This window comes from Leyella stercorea DSM 18206, from assembly GCF_000235885.1.
Classification (GTDB): Bacteria; Bacteroidota; Bacteroidia; order Bacteroidales; family Bacteroidaceae; genus Prevotella; species Prevotella stercorea.
In genome coordinates this window covers 25102-43672 of sequence record NZ_JH379366.1, presented here as the reverse complement: position 1 = coordinate 43672, position 18571 = coordinate 25102, and the positions used below count along the sequence as shown (strand labels likewise).

9 protein-coding genes are annotated in these 18571 nt (G+C 49.9%); 6 read left to right on the top strand and 3 right to left on the bottom strand.

From position 1 onward, the window contains the following. Positions 1-41 precede the first annotated feature (41 nt). Genes HMPREF0673_RS01580 through HMPREF0673_RS01570 form a run of 3 tightly spaced genes read right to left on the bottom strand, consistent with a single transcriptional unit; the run spans position 42 to position 5894 of the window. The gene (locus tag HMPREF0673_RS01580; protein ID WP_007897210.1) at positions 42-1049 is read right to left on the bottom strand and encodes a virulence RhuM family protein; all 1008 of its coding nucleotides are present in this window, start codon (positions 1047-1049) and stop codon (positions 42-44) included. Then, positions 1042-2718: an HsdM family class I SAM-dependent methyltransferase gene (locus tag HMPREF0673_RS01575; RefSeq protein WP_007897199.1), complete on the bottom strand. Its 1677-nt coding sequence runs from the start codon at positions 2716-2718 to the stop codon at positions 1042-1044. The genes HMPREF0673_RS01580 and HMPREF0673_RS01575 overlap by 8 nt, the downstream gene beginning before the upstream one ends. Before the next feature lie 8 nt (positions 2719-2726). Further along, positions 2727-5894: a type I restriction endonuclease subunit R gene (locus tag HMPREF0673_RS01570; protein WP_007897197.1), complete on the bottom strand. Its 3168-nt coding sequence runs from the start codon at positions 5892-5894 to the stop codon at positions 2727-2729. A 353-nt stretch (positions 5895-6247) separates the two neighbouring features. Here HMPREF0673_RS01570 and HMPREF0673_RS01565 point away from each other — a divergent pair, with 353 nt between their 5' ends. From HMPREF0673_RS01565 to HMPREF0673_RS01540, 6 genes are all read left to right on the top strand, one after another. Continuing rightward, positions 6248-9847, top strand: coding sequence for an endo-beta-N-acetylglucosaminidase (locus HMPREF0673_RS01565; protein ID WP_007897195.1), 3600 nt, complete (start codon positions 6248-6250; stop codon positions 9845-9847). 260 nt (positions 9848-10107) lie between these two features. Next, positions 10108-10332: a DUF4492 domain-containing protein gene (locus HMPREF0673_RS01560; RefSeq protein WP_007897193.1), complete on the top strand. Its 225-nt coding sequence runs from the start codon at positions 10108-10110 to the stop codon at positions 10330-10332. Positions 10333-10429: 97 nt separating this feature from the next. Beyond that, positions 10430-12019 (top strand): cytochrome ubiquinol oxidase subunit I, encoded by a 1590-nt coding sequence (locus tag HMPREF0673_RS01555; protein WP_007897191.1) that lies wholly within the window; start codon positions 10430-10432, stop codon positions 12017-12019. 21 nt (positions 12020-12040) lie between these two features. Next, entirely contained in the window at positions 12041-13141 is a 1101-nt protein-coding gene (locus tag HMPREF0673_RS01550; protein ID WP_007897186.1) for a cytochrome d ubiquinol oxidase subunit II, read from the top strand. 252 nt (positions 13142-13393) lie between these two features. Further along, entirely contained in the window at positions 13394-16681 is a 3288-nt protein-coding gene (locus tag HMPREF0673_RS01545) for a SusC/RagA family TonB-linked outer membrane protein (RefSeq protein ID WP_050804929.1), read from the top strand. Between the two features lie 15 nt (positions 16682-16696). Then, positions 16697-18532, top strand: coding sequence for a SusD/RagB family nutrient-binding outer membrane lipoprotein (locus HMPREF0673_RS01540; protein WP_007897183.1), 1836 nt, complete (start codon positions 16697-16699; stop codon positions 18530-18532). The last annotated feature ends 39 nt before the right edge of the window (positions 18533-18571 follow it).

The window sequence follows — 18571 nt, the reverse complement described above, 5'->3', positions numbered from 1 at the left end:
TTGCAAGTCACACTTGCAAAATTGGACGGTCATACTAAGAATTATTCATTATCACCCAGCAATCCTCTCACTTCCTTGTCAAAGTCAGAGTCTATCCGTTGGGTCTTATTGAAAATATCGTATTCCTCCTCTGCTTTCTGTTTGGCTTGTGCAGCCGATATTTTACCCTTGTCTGGCAAAATCTGATAGCGGCGGAAAGTAAGGAACTCGTTAACACTTGTCGAGAACTGCTGCATATTGAAAGTGTTTTCACGCTCTATGAGGTCTTCGATATAATCAAAGAAACCAGTGACGGCACGCTCCAGTTGCCGAATTTCTTTCTCTTGCAAATAGTTTTTCGCGATGCTTACGTCCGACTTTAAGACACGCCCATCGGGGGCATTTTTCCATGTGGTCAGTCCCATGTAATCCTTTGTATGGTCAGCCTTTGAATAGATAATCTCCGCTGCGGTCTGCCCAGTGATGGCATAGTGGAAGCGGTTTTGTATCATCGCGTAGAAATCGTGTGTGGTAGGCGAGTTGCGGTCATAGTCGGTGCTACATTCTGCGTATATGTCCGTAATCTGTTGCCAAATGCGACGTTCGCTTGCACGGATAGAGCGCACACGTTCGAGCAACTCACGGAAGTAGTCCTTGCCAAACACTGCCGTTCCTTGCTTCAACCGCTCGTCGTCCATGACGAATCCCTTCTTGATATACTCACTCAGAATCTTGGTAGCCCATTGACGGAACTTTGTAGCCTTTGCCGAGTTGACACGGTAGCCAACAGCAATAATCATATCAAGATGGTAAAAATCTACCAGCTCCTCAACATTGCCACGAATCCCCCTGTTTACGACGGTTGCAATTTTTGCAACCGTCGTGTCGGGCAGAAGTTCGCCAGTCTTGTAAATATTTGAAATATGACGGCTGATGCCAGACTTGTCAATGCCAAACAGTTGAGCCATAGCCTTTTGGGTACACCAAAGCGTTTCGTCCTTTATGACTACTTGCACTTTGCCGTCCGCATCCGGCATGCTATACAGAAGATATTGAATCTCGTTACTCATCGTCGTGTTCCTTCCATACGTTTTCGTTGAAACTGATGCTATCCAACTGCTTCAGTATCTCTTCTTCGAGGCGGTGACTCTCCTCAAACTGTGCTTTCAGCGTAGACCTATAATTATCCATGCGCTTGTTGAACTCCTCCTCGGTGATGTCAACATAGTCAATCTTGATGTCGAAATACTGTCCTGCAGAGAGGCTATATCCTTTCTCTTTGATTTCATCGTATGTCACGGCTACCGAGAAGTCGTCAACAGCCTCCTTATTCTGGAATGTGTTCACGATCTTGTCGATCTCGAAATCGCGAAGACGGCGTTTCTGATTATTACCTTCCTTATATTCCTCACCCAGTTTGCTTGCATCGATGAGAATCACCTTGTCGCTCTGTGCCGATTTGTCAAAGAACAGCACGGAGACATTGGTACCGGTAGTAGCGAACACGTTTGACGGCATAGACACACATCCATACACCCATCTTTCATCTACGATGCGTTGCAGGATGCGCTTCTCTACGCCACTCTTAGATGTGATAAATCCTGTAGGTATGACGATAGCGCCCTTTCCCGTTGGCTTCAGCGAGTTGAGCAGGTGCTGGATGAAGCAAGTGTAGATAGCCATTTTTGGTTTGTTCGGATCTACCTTTTTCACAGAGTTGGGAACACCAGCCCAGAAACGGATTGTGTCGGCAGCGAGCGTGTCACGATACTCTGGAAAATCGAGTTTGAACGGAGGATTGCTTACAATGAAATCGAATTTCTTCAGCACACCATTATTCTCTTTGTGCGATGGTTCGGTAAGCGTGTTGCCTTGCACCACATTAGGCAGAGAAGCCGAAAGGTTGTTGAGGATAAGATTCAGACGCAGCATCTCGGATGATTTCTCGGAAATGTCCTGCGAGTAGATGGAACATCTGTCCTCACCTATCTGGTGAGCCAACGCCATGAGCAGCGTGCCTGTACCTGCCGACGGGTCATAACAAGTAATTCCGCGGAAGTCCGACTTGTCGCCCACAAGCAATCGCGCCATAACCTGCGCTATGGCATGAGGTGTGTAGTATTCAGCATATTTTCCACCACTGGCGTTGTTGAACCCCTTCAACAGGTACTCGAAGATGTGTGAGAAGAAATCGTATTTCTCGCCAAACACATCCTCAAAGTTGAAAGAAGCCACATTGTTCATCAGAGCCTTGGCAAACTCATCACGCTTCTGTGTGTCGGTAACATATGTAGTCAGCGGAAAGAAAATATTCACTTTGCTCTTTCCTGACGTGGTGACAGAGAAAGTATCGGCATTGAGCGAGGCAATGTCAATGAGAGTAGCATCGAGCAGTGTAGAAAAATCGCCTTTGGTGGCAGAGTTATAAAGGTGAGATAGCGTATGCTCCGGCTTCATGCGAGGCACGGAGTGTGGAAGATAGCTGAAAAGGTCTTCCACTTCATCCTCTGTGAATTTGTCATATTCGGCATCCCATTTCTCGGCGTTTCTTAGGCGCTCGCCATACATTTCATCGCGCTTTGCCTCATAGCCGAACTTATCATTAAAGAACTTGTAAAGAAACATTTCCGTTACAATCTTATATTCGCTGCCTGTACCTGCCAATCCGTAAGCCCCGGTAGTGCTCTTCAGAGAGTCGATAAGGGCAATGGTAGCCTCAGATATATTGATGTTGCTCATTATTGTTTTTAATATGCGTAGTTACGTTGTTGTAAATATTCTGTTGTGATGAGATTGTTGATAAACTTACGGTCCTTGATGTCAGCCCTTATGTGCATCTTCAGCAGTTCCTTGCCGATGATGGCAAGCACATCCTGTAGAAATGCCGGTTCGTTGTCGAGCTTGTTGATGTCGAGAAATATCATTCTGTCGATATCCTGCTTCATATTTGCCAGGTTCTCTGCAATCTCATATTCATGTTTTGATATGATCGGCTTTTCGCGCTTCTCGTTCTGTTCCTCAATACGCTTATGGATTCGCACAAACCGCTCGTCACCCTTGTACTTGCTTTTCAGCAGGCGGTTGCGACGATTGATTTCCCTTATTTTCTTCATCACCTCGTCCATGTACTGTATGCTTTCTTTTGCGTCAGCCGTGTCTTTAGGTACAAATCCCTTTTTGCGGAAATACTCACGGAACTCATCGGCAAGGATAACATATTTGTCCTCCTTTGTATCGAAGTTTGCCTCAAACTCAGCCTGCACACGCTCGCAACGCTCACGGATGTCGTTGACTATGATGCGCATTTCCTCAGGCATTCCTTTCTTGAACTCAAATTCCAGCTCAGAAAGTGCAACGTTAATGATGCCCGACACGTCGGCCTTATGTTCTGTATTTTCAAGAAGATTGATGCGCTCGATGCGATGCGTCACCTCCGTGATAAGCATAGGAATGGTGCCGATAGGTAGCGATGCAAGTTTCTGCTTTGTTTCCTCGTCGCCGAAAGAACGCACTTGGTTGACAATAGCCTTTGCCTCTGAAAGCGTGTTGCGCAATTCATAAAGGCTGTCCTTGTTGTCAACCTCGTCAATCTGCTTACGGAACTCCTCCATATTATCAGTAGTGAAGTTAAAGAGAACGCTTTTTACTTGCCTGATTTTGGCTTCCACCTCTTCTTTCGTTACCATCACATCGTTGGCGATGTTGTTCTGTCCCGAGCCAATGCCGTCAGAAGTGCGGTTCAATTCACGCAGGTAGCGGTCGTTGGTAGCATCAAAATTCTCCTTGATGTTCACGAAATCAACCACATAACCATATTTAAAATCATGGTAAGGTCGGTTGACACGCGTCAAAGCCTGCAACAAGTCGTGCCCGTCGAGCGAGCGTCCGAGATACAGTTTCTTCAGACGAGGAGCATCAAAACCGGTGAGAAGCATCTTGTTGACAATGAGCACGTCCACTTCCTGAAGTTTCTTGAACCCCTCAATATACTCTTTACGTTCCAACTTATCGCCTTCGTCATGCAATATAAGCGAAGCGGTCAAAGGCCTGTAGCCAGAAGGCAAAGTCATTGGCTCTGCTGCCATTCCGAGCTGTTCCTCTTTATGCTGCCATATTTTCTCTGCATTATGAAAACGCTCCTGCCACAAGCGGAACATCTCTCTTGCCTGAGGGTTTGTCTTGCAGACAATCATGGCTCCGACAGAGTTGTCATTCTGCTCCCTGCGGAAACGGCGGAAGTCGGATATGACATAGTCGAGCAACGCATTAAGATAGCTTTCATCCTCAATGATCTTATTGCGGTCGATGTCTGACTTCTTCACTTTTACGCTTCCAGCCAATTTGTCGAGGATGTCCTCAATCTTTTCCTTGTAGATGGTCTCGACAGGCTCACGCATAAGTTTGCAAGTATAGCCGTCAGCGATGGACTTGTCGTAATAGTAGGTATGGATATAGTCGCCAAACACTCGCCAAGACTCACGCTCCTCCTTGAGAAGCGGCGTGCCAGTGAGGGCTATCTTCACAGCGTTTTTGTCAGCTTCGAGCAAATTCGCCAAGAAACTTCCCTTGGGGTTATATCCACGGTGTGCCTCGTCGATAAAGAATATACGTTGCAGGTTGGTGCTATAACTGTCGTCAACTTGCACCTTTGCCTTATCTTCTTTGAACTTCTGGATGTTGACCACCATGATCTCCAACTTGCCTTCATTGTTCTGTGTGATAGACCGGCTTGCAATGTCCTTCATCAGTTCTTCACGGCTCTTGGCGTTATGCACGATAAGCCCACGGGCGGCAAATTCGTCGGTAGCCTGTTCCATAAGGTCGATACGGTCGACTATGAAATAGAACTTTGCCACGATGTTTTTCCGTGCAAAGAAATCCGTCAGACTGCGAACGCTGTAATAGGCAAGAGCTGTTTTTCCGCTACCCTGTGTATGCCAGATGATACCGCTCTTTATCCCATTGTTTAGGGTGCGACGGATAGCATAAGAGGCGAACATCTGCTGATAGCGCATAATATGCTTTTGCAACGTAGTGCCCTGTGTGCCGTCCTCTAATTCCACCTTGCGCTCAACGTAGGCTATGCCATAACGAAGCAGGAACAGAAAGCGCTCCTTGCTCAGCATGGAGGTTATGATACGGTTGGTAGGGGTGTTGACATCTTTGTTGGTCTGATACTCCTTAAGGTTCTTGATGACTACACAGTTGCGGTGCTTCAATACCTTATATTCGTCTTCATCCGTTATTTCTTGATATGGATAATTGGTAACAAACGTTTTGTTTTCCTCACGGAACACATTAAAGAAAGCCTTGCCCTTGGCAGAGCTACAATAGAATGCACCTTGAATAGGTACACGGCTCTCATTGTCGTATTCCTGATTGTTGGAGAATATCATCAACTGCGTGACGTTGAAGAAGCGGCGAAAACATGTTTTGCTCATTCGTGTATTGATGCGTTCACGCTCAGCCAAGATACCCTCGTGGTTATTTGGTTTCTTTACTTCAATAAAAGCCAATGGCATTCCATTGATGAAACAGGTGATATCAGGACGGAAATTGTCCTCCGTATCTTCGTTTTCACATGTAAACTCTGTGGTGACGTGCCAATCGTTGTTTTCAGGATTGTCAAAGTCAATAAGTTTTATTCCGCTATTGGAAGAAAGCATCTGGTAAAACTCGCGTCCTAAATCATCATTGTTTGCAACGTTTACAATCTTTGAAAACAACAAAGAGACTTCCTGGCTTGACAAAGACGGATTCAGACGTTTAACAGCGTTCTGAAAAACATCTGTCAATATATTGGTCTTGGTATCATATGTATTGATATTGTCCAAGTAGGTATAGCCCAACTTACATAGATGGAGAGCTGCAGGCACCTGTACCCTGGTATTCTCATTGAAGTTAGAATTTCCCATAAATATAGATTTAGTCAAAGTTAATTATTTCACTTACATTGACATTCAATTGATTTAATTCTTCCATACAGTCAATATGTTGCTTATAATGCAAAATTATAGATTTTTAGCGAGAAACAATATTGCTCAATTCAACCTTTAACAAGATATAACTTTAATCTCAACAATAAAAATAAGTGAACTTATTTTGTAGTGTCTTCGATTTGCACTAACTTTTGATAAGTTAGGCTGCATCTCAACAATAAAAAATAAGTGAACTTGTTTTGTATTGTCTTCGATTTGCACTAACTTTGCAGCCTGTAAACTCTCAAGTCTATTAATATTCAATCAAATAATAACTAAAACAAACAAAAATGAAACTCAATCGTTTAATTCTCGCGGCTGTGGCGGCACTCTTCGTACAGAGCAGCTACGCACAGCAGCCGTACGGCGGTTGTTGGCACCCGGACGACATCAAGAACTGGTCGCCGGAGACCGACAAGGACGCTAAGTTCAACCGCTCGCGTGTGCCATTGGCAAAGCGTTTCAAGGAGCCAACGCTGATGAAGGCTAATAGTCAGCAGTACTATGAAGGTCAGATCTGCAACGCTCCTATCCTTTTCCCGACATGTTCGATGTGTCCGTCGCAGGGTGCGTACAACTTCCTCGGCTATCAGCCTACCTACTGGCAGTATATGGACAAGCTCGTTTATTGGGCAGGTTCGGCTTCTGAGGGTATCATCATTCCGCCGCCAGCAGGTTCTATCGACGCTGCTCACCAGAGCGGTGTGAAGGTGCTGGGTCAGGTGTTCTTCCCACCGTACGCTTTCGGCGGCAACCAGGCTTGGGTGCGCCAGATGCTCACAAAGGAGAACGGCGTATATATCTACGCTAAGAAGCTCTACGAGATTGCCAAGTACATCGGCTTCGACGGATGGTTCATCAACGAGGAGACCGGTGGCGGTAGCGAATCGGAGTGGGTTGGATTCATCAAGGAGTTCAACAAAATTGCCGACGCTAACGGCGACACACACATGGAGATTCAGTGGTATAACGCTGAATACTCTCCGAACGTTACAATCCTGAAGTCGCACAAGAATACATCGCAGTTCCTCGAGTACGGCTCTCCGGGCGACTATCGCAGATATGCAAGCCAGCTCGGCTGCACAGAGGCGGAGACCTTCTCTAAGATTTACGGTGGTGTGCAGGTGGCTTCCAGCGGACACACCGGTTTTGAAAGAGATTTGCAAAAAGCAATGCCTACCAGCGGACACGTTGGTTCGCTCGATCTATTCTGCCCCGAGGAGAAGACATGGAAGGACAACGTGCGCAACTTGCTCGGCAAGAACGATACGGGTCCTGACGCATACTACGCTATAAAGGAAACTTTCAAGAACGAGATGCAGATGTGGACTAACTATGCCGGCGACCCCACTGTTACTACAGATGAATGGTCAGGCATCTCGGGTCACGTACTCGAGCGTTCGGTTATCAGCTCAATGCCGTTCACTACATCGTTCTGCGTAGGTGTGGGCAAGCACCGCTTCGTAGAAGGTGAGAAGGTGGCTACACAGGACTGGTACCACTCTGGCGTGCAGAGCATCATGCCGACATGGCGCTACTGGATGGAGAACAAGGACGATGCTTCTTTCGAGATCAACTGGGAGGACGCTTGGAACTTCGGCTCAAGCCTTAAGCTGAAGGGCGGCTCTGCGTTCAGCGGTGACCACCTCTGGCGTCTGTACAAGACTCAGCTCGCCGTGAACGGTGGCGGCACATTGCGCCTGGTTTACAAATCATCGAACACGACAAACGCTTCTGTAGAGGTGAAGCTCTCTACAACAAGCTCTGTAAATCCTGACGTTACACTCTCTGCACCGAAAACCACAACAAAGAACGGTTGGACTGTTGCTGAGTACGACCTCTCTTCGCTCAACGGCAAGACTATCTATATGATTGGTCTTAACGTTAAGGCTAAGTTCACAGTCTACGACTACGAGCTCTCGCTCGGCGAACTCTCTGTGCTGCCTGCTAACTATGCTCCGGCACCAGTAGAGGTGAAGAACCTTGCTACGACAAGCACGCTGGGCAACGTTCAGGGCGACGCTCGTCTGACATGGGACTTCGACTATACTGCCGATTTCGATCACTTCGACATCTATAAGGAGAACGAGGACGGCACACGCACAATGGTTGGTCAGACTCGCGACGAGGCGTTCTACGTTCCTACATTCCAGCGTAAGGACAACGAGGCTTACGTTAAGTTCATCGTTACTCCGGTTATGAAGGACATGCGCCAGCAGAAGGGCAAGAGCATCGTGCTCGACTACCCGCAGGCTACCGCTCCGGTTGTTTCGTTCACTATCAGCAACAGCTATCTGAAGGTGGGCGAGAGCGCTACTATCACAGCTAACGGTACGGGTAATCCGACTGCCTTCAAGTGGACTCTGCCTGAGGGTCTGAAGCTCGCTAACGGCTTCTCACTCACCGACCAGACTATCACCGTAGTTGCAGAGAAGGTGGGCAAGCAGCGCGTAACTGTTGATGTTACAAACGCCATCGGCACATCTACTACTTCAAGCAATATCCTCGACGTAATGACCGAGGAGGAATACAAGAAGATTTACAATGTGGTTTACCAGAAGAAGGTGCTCGGCTATAGCGGCTCTACCAACTATAAGGAGGTGCCGGATAAGATTATCGACGGCGAGACCAATCCTACTTCCGCATCGGACAAGTGGTGCAACGTAAGTGCTGACAACTGGGTTACATTCGACCTCCAGAGCGTTTACCGCATCTATAGCTTCAAGATTTTCGATGGCAACGCAGGTCCAGAATCAGGCGTAGACCAGATCGACTCTTACCAGATTCTCCTCTCTGAGGATAACGAGCATTGGACAACAGTTGTTGATACCTACAACCGCCAAAAAGAGAGCATCAAGACCGACTACATCGCTCCGATGCGTGCACGCTACGTGAAGCTCGTTCCGCACGTCAACGGCATCCTCCGCATCTGGGAGTTTGAGGTTTATGGCAAGAAGGACAACAGCATGAAGCTCTCTACATTGACAAACAATGTCACTATGAACGCTGGTGAGTCGTATAATATCAATGTGACTTACGATTTGGGCGAGGGAGCTACTAAGGCTGATAAGTTCGAGTGTGTTGCTACAAGCAAGAACGGCAACGTGACCATCGGCACAATCAAGGAGAACGTGAAGAAGAACACGTTCGTCATTCCTGTAACTGCTAAGCAGCGCATGGGCGACGATGTTGTTACTATCCGCGTCGTTAATGGTGACGACTACGAGGAGATTGCTGTACAGGTTGAGGTTGACGCTACTACACAGCCTAACGTGCTCAAGGGCAAGACGGCTGAGGTGCGCCACTATGAGAATGACTACTCTTTCGAGGCAGCTTTCAAGAAGTATGATGTCAGTGGTCTGACCGACGGCAACAAGGCAGACGAGGCTCTCACCGATATCGAGGCACCTTCTACCCACCGCGACGACGTATGGGTGATCTTCACCGCTCCGGAAGGCAAGCAGTGGGACCTTGCAAAGGTTATTGTGAACATCCCGAACGAGAACTACGCAGAGAACGACAACAACGAGATGAACTACGTCAACAAGGACGTGAAGATTGCTGTGGGCGACGACCTCACACGCATGAACACGGCGAAGACATTCTCTGGCTTGAAGAAGGTTTCTGAGCTTAGCTACATCTTCCCGGAGAGCGTGAAGACAAAGTATCTCGCTGTCATCTGCAACCTCTATGTCTACTCTCTTCCGTCAATGGCTGAGGTTTCTGCTTACGAGCAGTTCGCAGACCCGACTGCCATCAACAACGCTACTGTACAGAACGCTGTTAAGGGCATCTACACCGTGAACGGCACAAAGCTCAACGCTCTGCAGAAGGGCTTGAACATCGTGAAGTTCGCTGACGGCACTGTGCAGAAAGTGCTCGTTAAGTAAATTATTAATTAGTAATTATTAATTATTAATTGGTGATTGCTAATTATTAATTCGTGATTATTAATTCGTGATTATAGAATAATACGGCTATCAGAAGTTTAACAGCTTCTTGATAGCCGTTTTTCGTATCCTTAAATGTAAAAAATACAACATAAACGCAAATTAGTTTGGCAAATGCTTGGTGGGTTGACTTTTATGATATATATTTGCAAACAAATTGTTAAAGTGAAATTATTACAACCGCTAAAAGCCACCATAACATGAGTAAAGACAATGTATTATACAGAGTGTGCCACTTCTATGTTGAGGGTTTTCGCAGTATGACTCTTGGCAAGGTATTGTGGACCGTTATCCTCATAAAACTATTTGTTATATTCTTTGTGCTGAAGCTGTTCTTCTTCCCCAACGTGCTTGACCAGAAGTCGAATGGCGACAAAGCATCATATGTCGCAGGGGAGTTGACGGGCGATAGGGTGGACAGATAGCCACTCGCATCGGTCGACGCAGATGATAGATGTATAAGTTCTGTAGCCCGAAAGAAACTAAATATAAACCTAATCAATAATAAAAAGACATCAAAAAATGACACATCTCTTGACTGTAGACCCTACACTTATCGACTGGTCGCGTGCGCAGTTCGCACTCACAGCCATATATCATTGGCTGTTCGTACCGCTCACACTGGGTCTTGCCCTCATCATGGGCATTATGGAAACGTGCTATTATCGCACTGGTAAGCAATTCTGGAAGGATACCGCCATCTTCTGGCAGCGACTCTTCGGCGTGAACTTCGCCATGGGCGTTGCTACGGGCATCATCCTCGAGTTCGAGTTTGGCACCAACTGGAGCAACTACTCGTGGTTCGTGGGCGACATCTTCGGCGCACCACTCGCCATTGAGGGCATCGTGGCGTTCTTCATGGAGAGTACCTTTGTCGCCGTGATGTACTTCGGTTGGCAGAAGGTGTCGCGTGGTTTCCACTTAGCATCGACGTGGCTCACCGGACTCGGCGCAACCATCTCGGCTTGGTGGATCTTGGTGGCTAATGCGTGGATGCAGTACCCCGTGGGCTGCGAGTTCAATCCTGACACCGTGCGCAACGAGATGACGAGCTTCATGGATGTAGCGCTCTCACCATTCGCCGTGGATAAGTTCTTCCATACCGTGACCTCTACGTGGGTGGTAGGCGCAGTGTTCGTGTGCGCCGTGAGCTGCTGGTATCTACTGAAGCGACGCGAGCAGGAAATGGCGCGCCAGAGCATAAAGATAGCAAGCATCGTGGGCATTGTGGCTGCTGTGCTTACTATGGCGACGGGCGACTTCTCTGCCGTAAAGGTGGCTGAGAAGCAGCCTATGAAACTCGCTGCTATGGAGGCTCTGTACAACGGAGGCGAGGGCGTTTCGCTAACAGCGGTTGCTGCTGTAAATCCGTTCCAACAGCCCGACTATGCAAAGGGCGAGGAGCCACCGCTGCGCATTGCCATCCCGAACGGACTCTCGCTGCTTGCTACGCACAAGGCGGACGGATATGTACCTGGCGTGAACGACCTGCTCAACGGCTACGCACGTGCCGACGGCACACGTGAGCTCTCGGCTGAGGAGAAGATTGAGCGCGGACGCAAGGCGATAGCTGCGCTTGCCGAATACCGCAAGCTGAAGGCTGCGGATGCCAACGACGCACGCTTGCCAGAACTTGCTGAGCAGCTGAAGCAGGATATGCCCTATTTCGGCTACGGCTATATAAAAGACCGTGCGGAGCTGGTGCCGTATATCCCCATCAACTTCTACGCATTCCGTGTGATGGTGGGCGTGGGCACGCTGCTGATGCTTTTCTTCTTCATCATCGGCCACATAGCATGGCGCAAGGATATCACCTCGAAGTATCGCTGGCTCTACGTGGCAGCACTGGTTATGCTTCCGCTCACTTACCTGGCGAGCGAAGCCGGATGGATAGTAGCCGAGCTGGGCAGACAGCCGTGGGCTATTCAGGACATGCTGCCAACGGTGGCTGCAGTTTCCGATATTAAGTCGGGCAGTGTGGCGTTCACGTTCTTCCTCTTCCTCGTGCTCTTCACGGTGCTGCTTGTGGCTGAGGTGAGCATCATGTGCCGCGTGATACGCAAATATAACGCCGAGAAACCTCAGACATCAACCGACAACACTTATGTTTAACTCTTCATATAACACATTCTTATGACATACGAATTTTTGCAACAATACTGGTGGTTCATCGTCTCGCTGCTCGGGGCGTTGCTCGTGTTCCTGCTCTTTGTGCAGGGGGCTAACTCTATGGTGCATAGCATAGGCAGAACGGAAGATGGGCAGCGCAAGGTGCTCGAGTCGACCGGCAGAAAGTGGGAGATAACGTTCACCACGCTCGTCACCTTCGGTGGTGCCTTCTTCGCCTCGTTCCCGTTGTTCTATAGTACGAGCTTCGGCGGAGCGTATTGGCTCTGGATGATAATCCTCTTCTCGTTCGTGCTGCAAGCCGTGAGCTACGAGTTTCAGCTGAAGAAGGGCAATCTGCTCGGCACACGCACCTATCGCTGGTTTCTCGTGCTGAACGGCATCGTGGGTCCGTTGTTGCTCGGCGGAGCTGTGGCTACGTTCTTCGACGGTTCCAACTTCCTCGTCGAGAAGGCATCACTGACGGATATCGGTGCGCCCGTTATCAGCCGTTGGGCTAACGCTTCGGCAGGACTCGACGCGCTGCTCGACCCGTGGAATCTCGTGTTCGGACTCGCCGTGATGTTCCTTGCACGTATGCTCGGCGCACTGTACATAATAAATAATGTGGAGGATGAGGACATCCGTTCGCGTGCCAGTGTGCGCCTTGTCGGCAGCACCGTGCCGTTCCTTGTGTTCTTCCTCGCTTTCTTTGTGCGTCTGTTGCTGAAGGACGGTTACGCTGTGGATGCGCAAGGGGTGGTGTTCATGGAGCCTCTGAAGTATCTGCACAACTTCCTCGCCATGCCGCTGTTGGCGGTGCTTACGCTTGTGGGCGTGGTGTTGCTGTTGTATGGAGTAGGGCGCACCATTTTCAGCAACTCCTACGTGAAAGGTATCTGGCCGGCAGGCATCGGTGTGGTCATTGTAGTGCTCTCGCTTCTGCTCATTGCCGGTCTTGGTGGCACTGCCTATTATCCCTCTAACGCCGATCTGCAAAGCTCGCTTACCATCGCCAACAGTTGCAGTAGCGAGTTCACCCTACGCACCATGTTCTATGTGTCGCTTCTCGTGCCATTCGTGTTCGCGTATATTGCATACGTATGGCATGTGATGGACAGAAAGTAATCTTAGGAGGCTACGGCATTCTTGCCGTAGCCTTTTTTTTAATAAGTTACGCTGCATCTCAACAATAAAAATAAATTCATTTATTTTGCAATGTCTTCGATTTAGATAAAATCCTCACGCTCACAAGTGTAAATAAATTTCCATTTGCTTCGCTTAATCGGATTTTTGCACTAACTTTGCACAGATATTATTACTGCACTATTATTTGATGTAGTACTCTCTAAATACAGATAAAAACCAATCTATAATAAAATGAATACAAAACTATCATTCCGACTGCAATGGTCGAAGCGAGCAATGGCACTTGTCGTTGTTGCTGCTCCTTTGCAGTGGGCGTTTGCTTCGCAGGCAGAAAGTGCGCTGCGCACTCCCGTTGCGACTCAAACCGCTACCGTTGTAGCGCAGAGCGACAAGACACATAGCGTGAAGGGTCGTGTGTTTGACGAACTTGGCGAGCCGCTTATCGGTGCAACAATCTCCGTTGAAGGCACTAACGTAAAAACAGTTACAGACATTGATGGCAACTTCTCAATCAGCACACAGAAGGCTCCAGCCTCTACAATGCTCCGCATCTCGTACATGGGCTATAAGGACAAGGTGGTGAGCGGTGCTGCCAACCTGAATGTCACTATGCAGCTCGACCAGCAGTCAATCGACGAGGTGGTCGTAACGGCTCTTGGCATCAAGCGCGAGAAGAAGATGCTCGGCTACTCGGTGCAGGAGGTGAAGGCAGACAAGCTCAACGTAACCGGCGACCCGTCAGTAGTGGGCGCATTGGATGGCAAGGTGGCAGGTCTGCAGATGAACACCGCAAGCACCGGCTTGGGCGGTTCGACAAAGATAACCATTCGTGGCAACTCTTCATTGACAGACAACAACCAGCCGCTCTGGATTGTGGACGGTGTACCGTTCACCGACGACCAGACTTCTTCGGCTTCTACATATGGCGGTTACGACCGTGGCGGAACATCATTCGACATCAATCCTGAGGACATCGAGTCGATCTCTGTACTGAAGGGTCCGAACGCTGCTGCGCTCTACGGCTCGCGTGCCGGCAACGGTGTAATCCTCGTCACTACAAAACGCGGCTCGCACAAGCAGGGTTTCGGCGTTTCGTATAGCGGCAACTTCACATGGAGCCAGGCTGCTGAGACTCTGAAGATGCAGAAGCTCTACGGTCAGGGTTCGCAGGGTCAGTTCCTCTTCAATAAGGACGAAGATGGCAACCCCACTACCATGACGGGTGAACTGGCGTTCGGTCCGCGCTTCGACGGCTCGATGCAGACCAACTGGCTCGGTGAGAAGGCTCCCTACTCATACACTGGCGACCGTCTGAAGGACTATTTCCGCACAGGCTTCTCGCAGGCGCACACCGTGGCTGTGGGCACATCGTCAGAGAAGTCGCACTTCCGACTCTCTGTAGGCTACAACGGCAACGACGGCTTGTTCCAGAACGAGTCGCTCAACAAGATTAACGTCGACCTCAATGCCGGTGCTACCGTGAACCAGTGGCTCTCGCTCGACGGCAAGATTTCGGTGTCTAACACCAAGGCGGAGAACCGTCCGTACACCGGTCTGAATGGTGAGGTGGCTCAGCTGCTCCTCATGCCGGGCAACGTGTCGTTGCGCGACTTGAAGGAGAACTATACATCGCCCAATCAGCTGCACCGCAACTGGTTCGGTCCCGACCAGCATTACTCTAACCCTTACTATGCTCGTCACCGCTTCAAGAACAGCGACGAGCGCTGGCGTGCATTCGGTTACTATGCTGCTAATGTGAACATCACTGAGTGGTTGAAGTTCAACGCCAAGTACTCGTTCGACTACTATCGTACACGTCTTCAGACCTCCGACCTCTCTCTTGGTGACGGCGCAATCTCTACCGACGGCACAGGATGGCAGGGCAAGCTCGTCAACGACGGCATGACACGCGCTGAGGAGAACCACTTCGAGCAGAACATACAGTTCCTCCTTATGGGCGACAACCAGCTGGCAAAGAAGTGGCGTCTGGGCTACACAGCCGGTGCTAACATCATGTATCTGAAGTTCGAGCAGCTGTCGGCTTCTGTGCAGAACATGCTCGAGAAGGACAACTGGATATTCAACACCGGTAACAAGCTCACATCGGCTCTCGACGACGGACACAGTCGAGCTATGTACTCGGCGTTCGCTTCGGCTCAGCTGGCTTACGACGAGTGGCTTTCGCTCGACATCACAGCACGCAACGACTGGTCGTCTACGCTGCCAAAGAAGAACAACTCGTTCTTCTATCCGTCGGCATCGCTCAGCTGGGTATTCTCCGACTTCATGCGCTCTATCGACCATAAGCTGCCGTCGTGGATTACGTTCGCAAAGCTTCGCGTGTCGGCAGCGCAGGTGGGTAAGGATCCGGCTCCGTACAACCTCTACAACGTGCGCAAGTATCAGTTCGAGATGGGCAACCGCAAGCCTATCAACAACACCATCAAGCTCAACGCCAACCTGAAGCCGGAGATCAAGACTTCGTATGAGGTGGGTGTAGACATGAAGTTCCTCGACAACCGCTTAGGCTTCGACTTCACCTATTATTATAATACGACCAAGAACCAGGCTATGCTCGTAGACGCTTCGTCGCCTTGGACACAGCAGTGGGTGAACGCTGGCAAGATCAACAACACGGGTGTCGAGTTCATGCTCTACGGTACACCGGTGAAGACACGCGACTTCCAGTTTGACATCACCGCAAACCTCGCTCACAACCGTTCTACCGTTAAGGAACTGGCTGACGGCGTGAACCGCGTTTACTTCGCAGGCGACTCGAACATGCCGGTGAAGGTGGGTGCTGTGAAGGGTGGCAAGCTCGGCGACATCTTCGCCAACAACCTCATGCAGCGCGACGCTCAGGGCCGTGTAATCATCGGCGACGACGGTCTGCCTATGGCTGCTACCGGCGACGGTAACCTTGAGCAGTATCTTCTCGACCATCCTATCGGCAACATACAGCCCGACCTGCTCATGTCTATCACTCCGACCTTCACATACAAGGGCATCTCGCTCACCGCAATGTTCGACATGAAGTTCGGTGGCGACATCGTTTCCGTATCAGAGGGTATGGCTACATCTGTAGGTACATCTGAACGCACAGCATATCGTGGCGAGTACAAGACCGTTAATGGTGTTCAGGACTGGTACATGGTTGTGCCGGGCGTTAAGGCTGACGGCAGCGTGAACACACAGGAGGTTAGCGCACAGAAGTATTATTCTACAATCGGTCTGTACAGCTCGCAGAAGGGTTATGCAGAGGAGTTCGTACACGATGCTTCGTACATCAAACTGAAGGAACTTTCGCTCGGCTACAGTTTCCCGCAGAAGATGCTGCGCCGCACTCCGCTCACACAGCTCAAGCTCTCGTTCGTGGCTCGCAACCTCTGCTTCCTCATGAAGCACACACCGGGCAACCCCGACGGCGGCTACGACACAACGATGTTCTCGCAGGCTATCGACTACATGGCAGTGCCTTACACACGCACATTCGGTTTCTCTGTAAACGTAGGATTCTAAATTTAAAACGACAAAATGAAACGCAATATATTATATACTGGTCTGATTGCAGCTACAACGCTGCTGACACTCGGTTCGTGCTATGACCTCGAAGAGATGAACCGCGACCCGTACGGAGTGGAGGACAATGGCACCGGGGGAGAGATAACACCGGAGGAGCCTACCGACACACGTTATGCCAACATCAACCTCAACTATCGTGTGAGCAAAGAGGACTCTGCTGCGTACAAGAAGCAGCTGGCTGATGCTCCGGCTAAGTTCCGCAAGTTCCTCTACGAGGGCTACTACAACGACTATCAGCGCACAACCAACCTCTCGCACGACATCTATGCCGGCTATGTGGCTAACAACCAGCCGAAACATGCAGGCAAGGCTCCCGACTACAACTACACCGACGGTTGGTCGGCTCTGCGTTGGAGCTTCTTCTACAACGACCGCTCATCGGAGTATCGCGACCTCGTGCGTGCATACAAGTTCAACGAGACACCGGAGAAGTATCGCAACATGTTCTACATCACGCGCATCTACTATGCGTTCCTCGCTCTTGCCAACACCGATACTTACGGCGATATGCCGTTCACGGAGTACGTGCAGGCTAAGGTGCCGGAGACTAACAACGTTGCATACAACACTCAGGAGGAGGTGTATGACGCGATGTTCCTCATGCTCGAGCAGGCTGTAGACAGCATCAAGCCAGACGATGCTTCGCAGTACAAGATTGACAAGGACGACATCTGCTACTTCGGCGATGCCAACAAGTGGCTGCGCTTTGCCAACACGCTGCGTCTGCGTCTTGCGCTGCGTATAAGCAATGTGGCTCCTGAGCGTGCAAAGAAGGAGGCTGAGGCTGCACTCAACAACAAGTACGGCTTGATGACTTCAAATGCAGACAACATGCAGACCGTGCCACGCCATGCTCCCGTTGAGATGGGCGGTGAGGATTCTGGCGGCGACGAGAACGGCTTGGCTATGTGCTCTGTAGCATACGGTGGCGAGAGCGTTCTGTCGAAGGATATGGAAGACTTCTACCGCAACCTCTCGGACGGTGGCAAGGAGTACACAATAAAGAAGGGACGTAAGGAGGAGATTACAAAGAAGATCGACCCACGTTGTCTCATTTGCTGGTACCGTAACAATATGACATCTTCTACATTAGCTGAAGGTAAGGATGCTTTGCGCAACGACTTCGTTGGTTGTGAGCGTGGTGCTCAGGCTCCGCAGATCTCTATGGATCCGCTACAGTATAGTCTTACACGTACCGTTAAGGATGGTGCTTCAAAGGATCTGCCCGATGACCACTGGTTCAACTACTCTCGTCCGACGGTATGGCTCGGTTACGCAGAGTCGCTCTTCCTCAAGGCAGAAGCAGCGCTGCGCGGTTGGGCAGGTGCCGACCTCACAATGGGTGCTGAGCAGTACTTCCGTGCTGGCGTTAAGGCGTCGATGGACTACTACCACATCGCTGCAGAGGATGCCGACAATTATATCAACGGTATAAAGGCTCTCAAAGACGGCACATTCCAGAGTGGCGACCGCGAGCGCATCCTCGAGGCTATCATCACTCAGAAGTGGATGGCTGTGTTCCCGAATGGCAACGAGGGTTGGGCTGACTTCCGCCGCACCGACTATCCGGCTTTGCGCACTCAGCTGAGCAACTTCTCTGGTGGCGACGTGCCTAACGGCAAGCAGATCAAGCGTCTGCTCTACCCGAATAGCGAGTCGCAGAACAAGTTCTTCCAGGCACATCCTGAACTGCAGACCGCCAACACTCAGGGCACACGCCTCTGGTGGGATGTTAGCGACACCAACGACGCTGCAGGCAACCGTCAACAGCCGAACAACTTCAGATAACAAAAGGGGGGGTGCACTTGTCTCAAGTGCACCAACCAA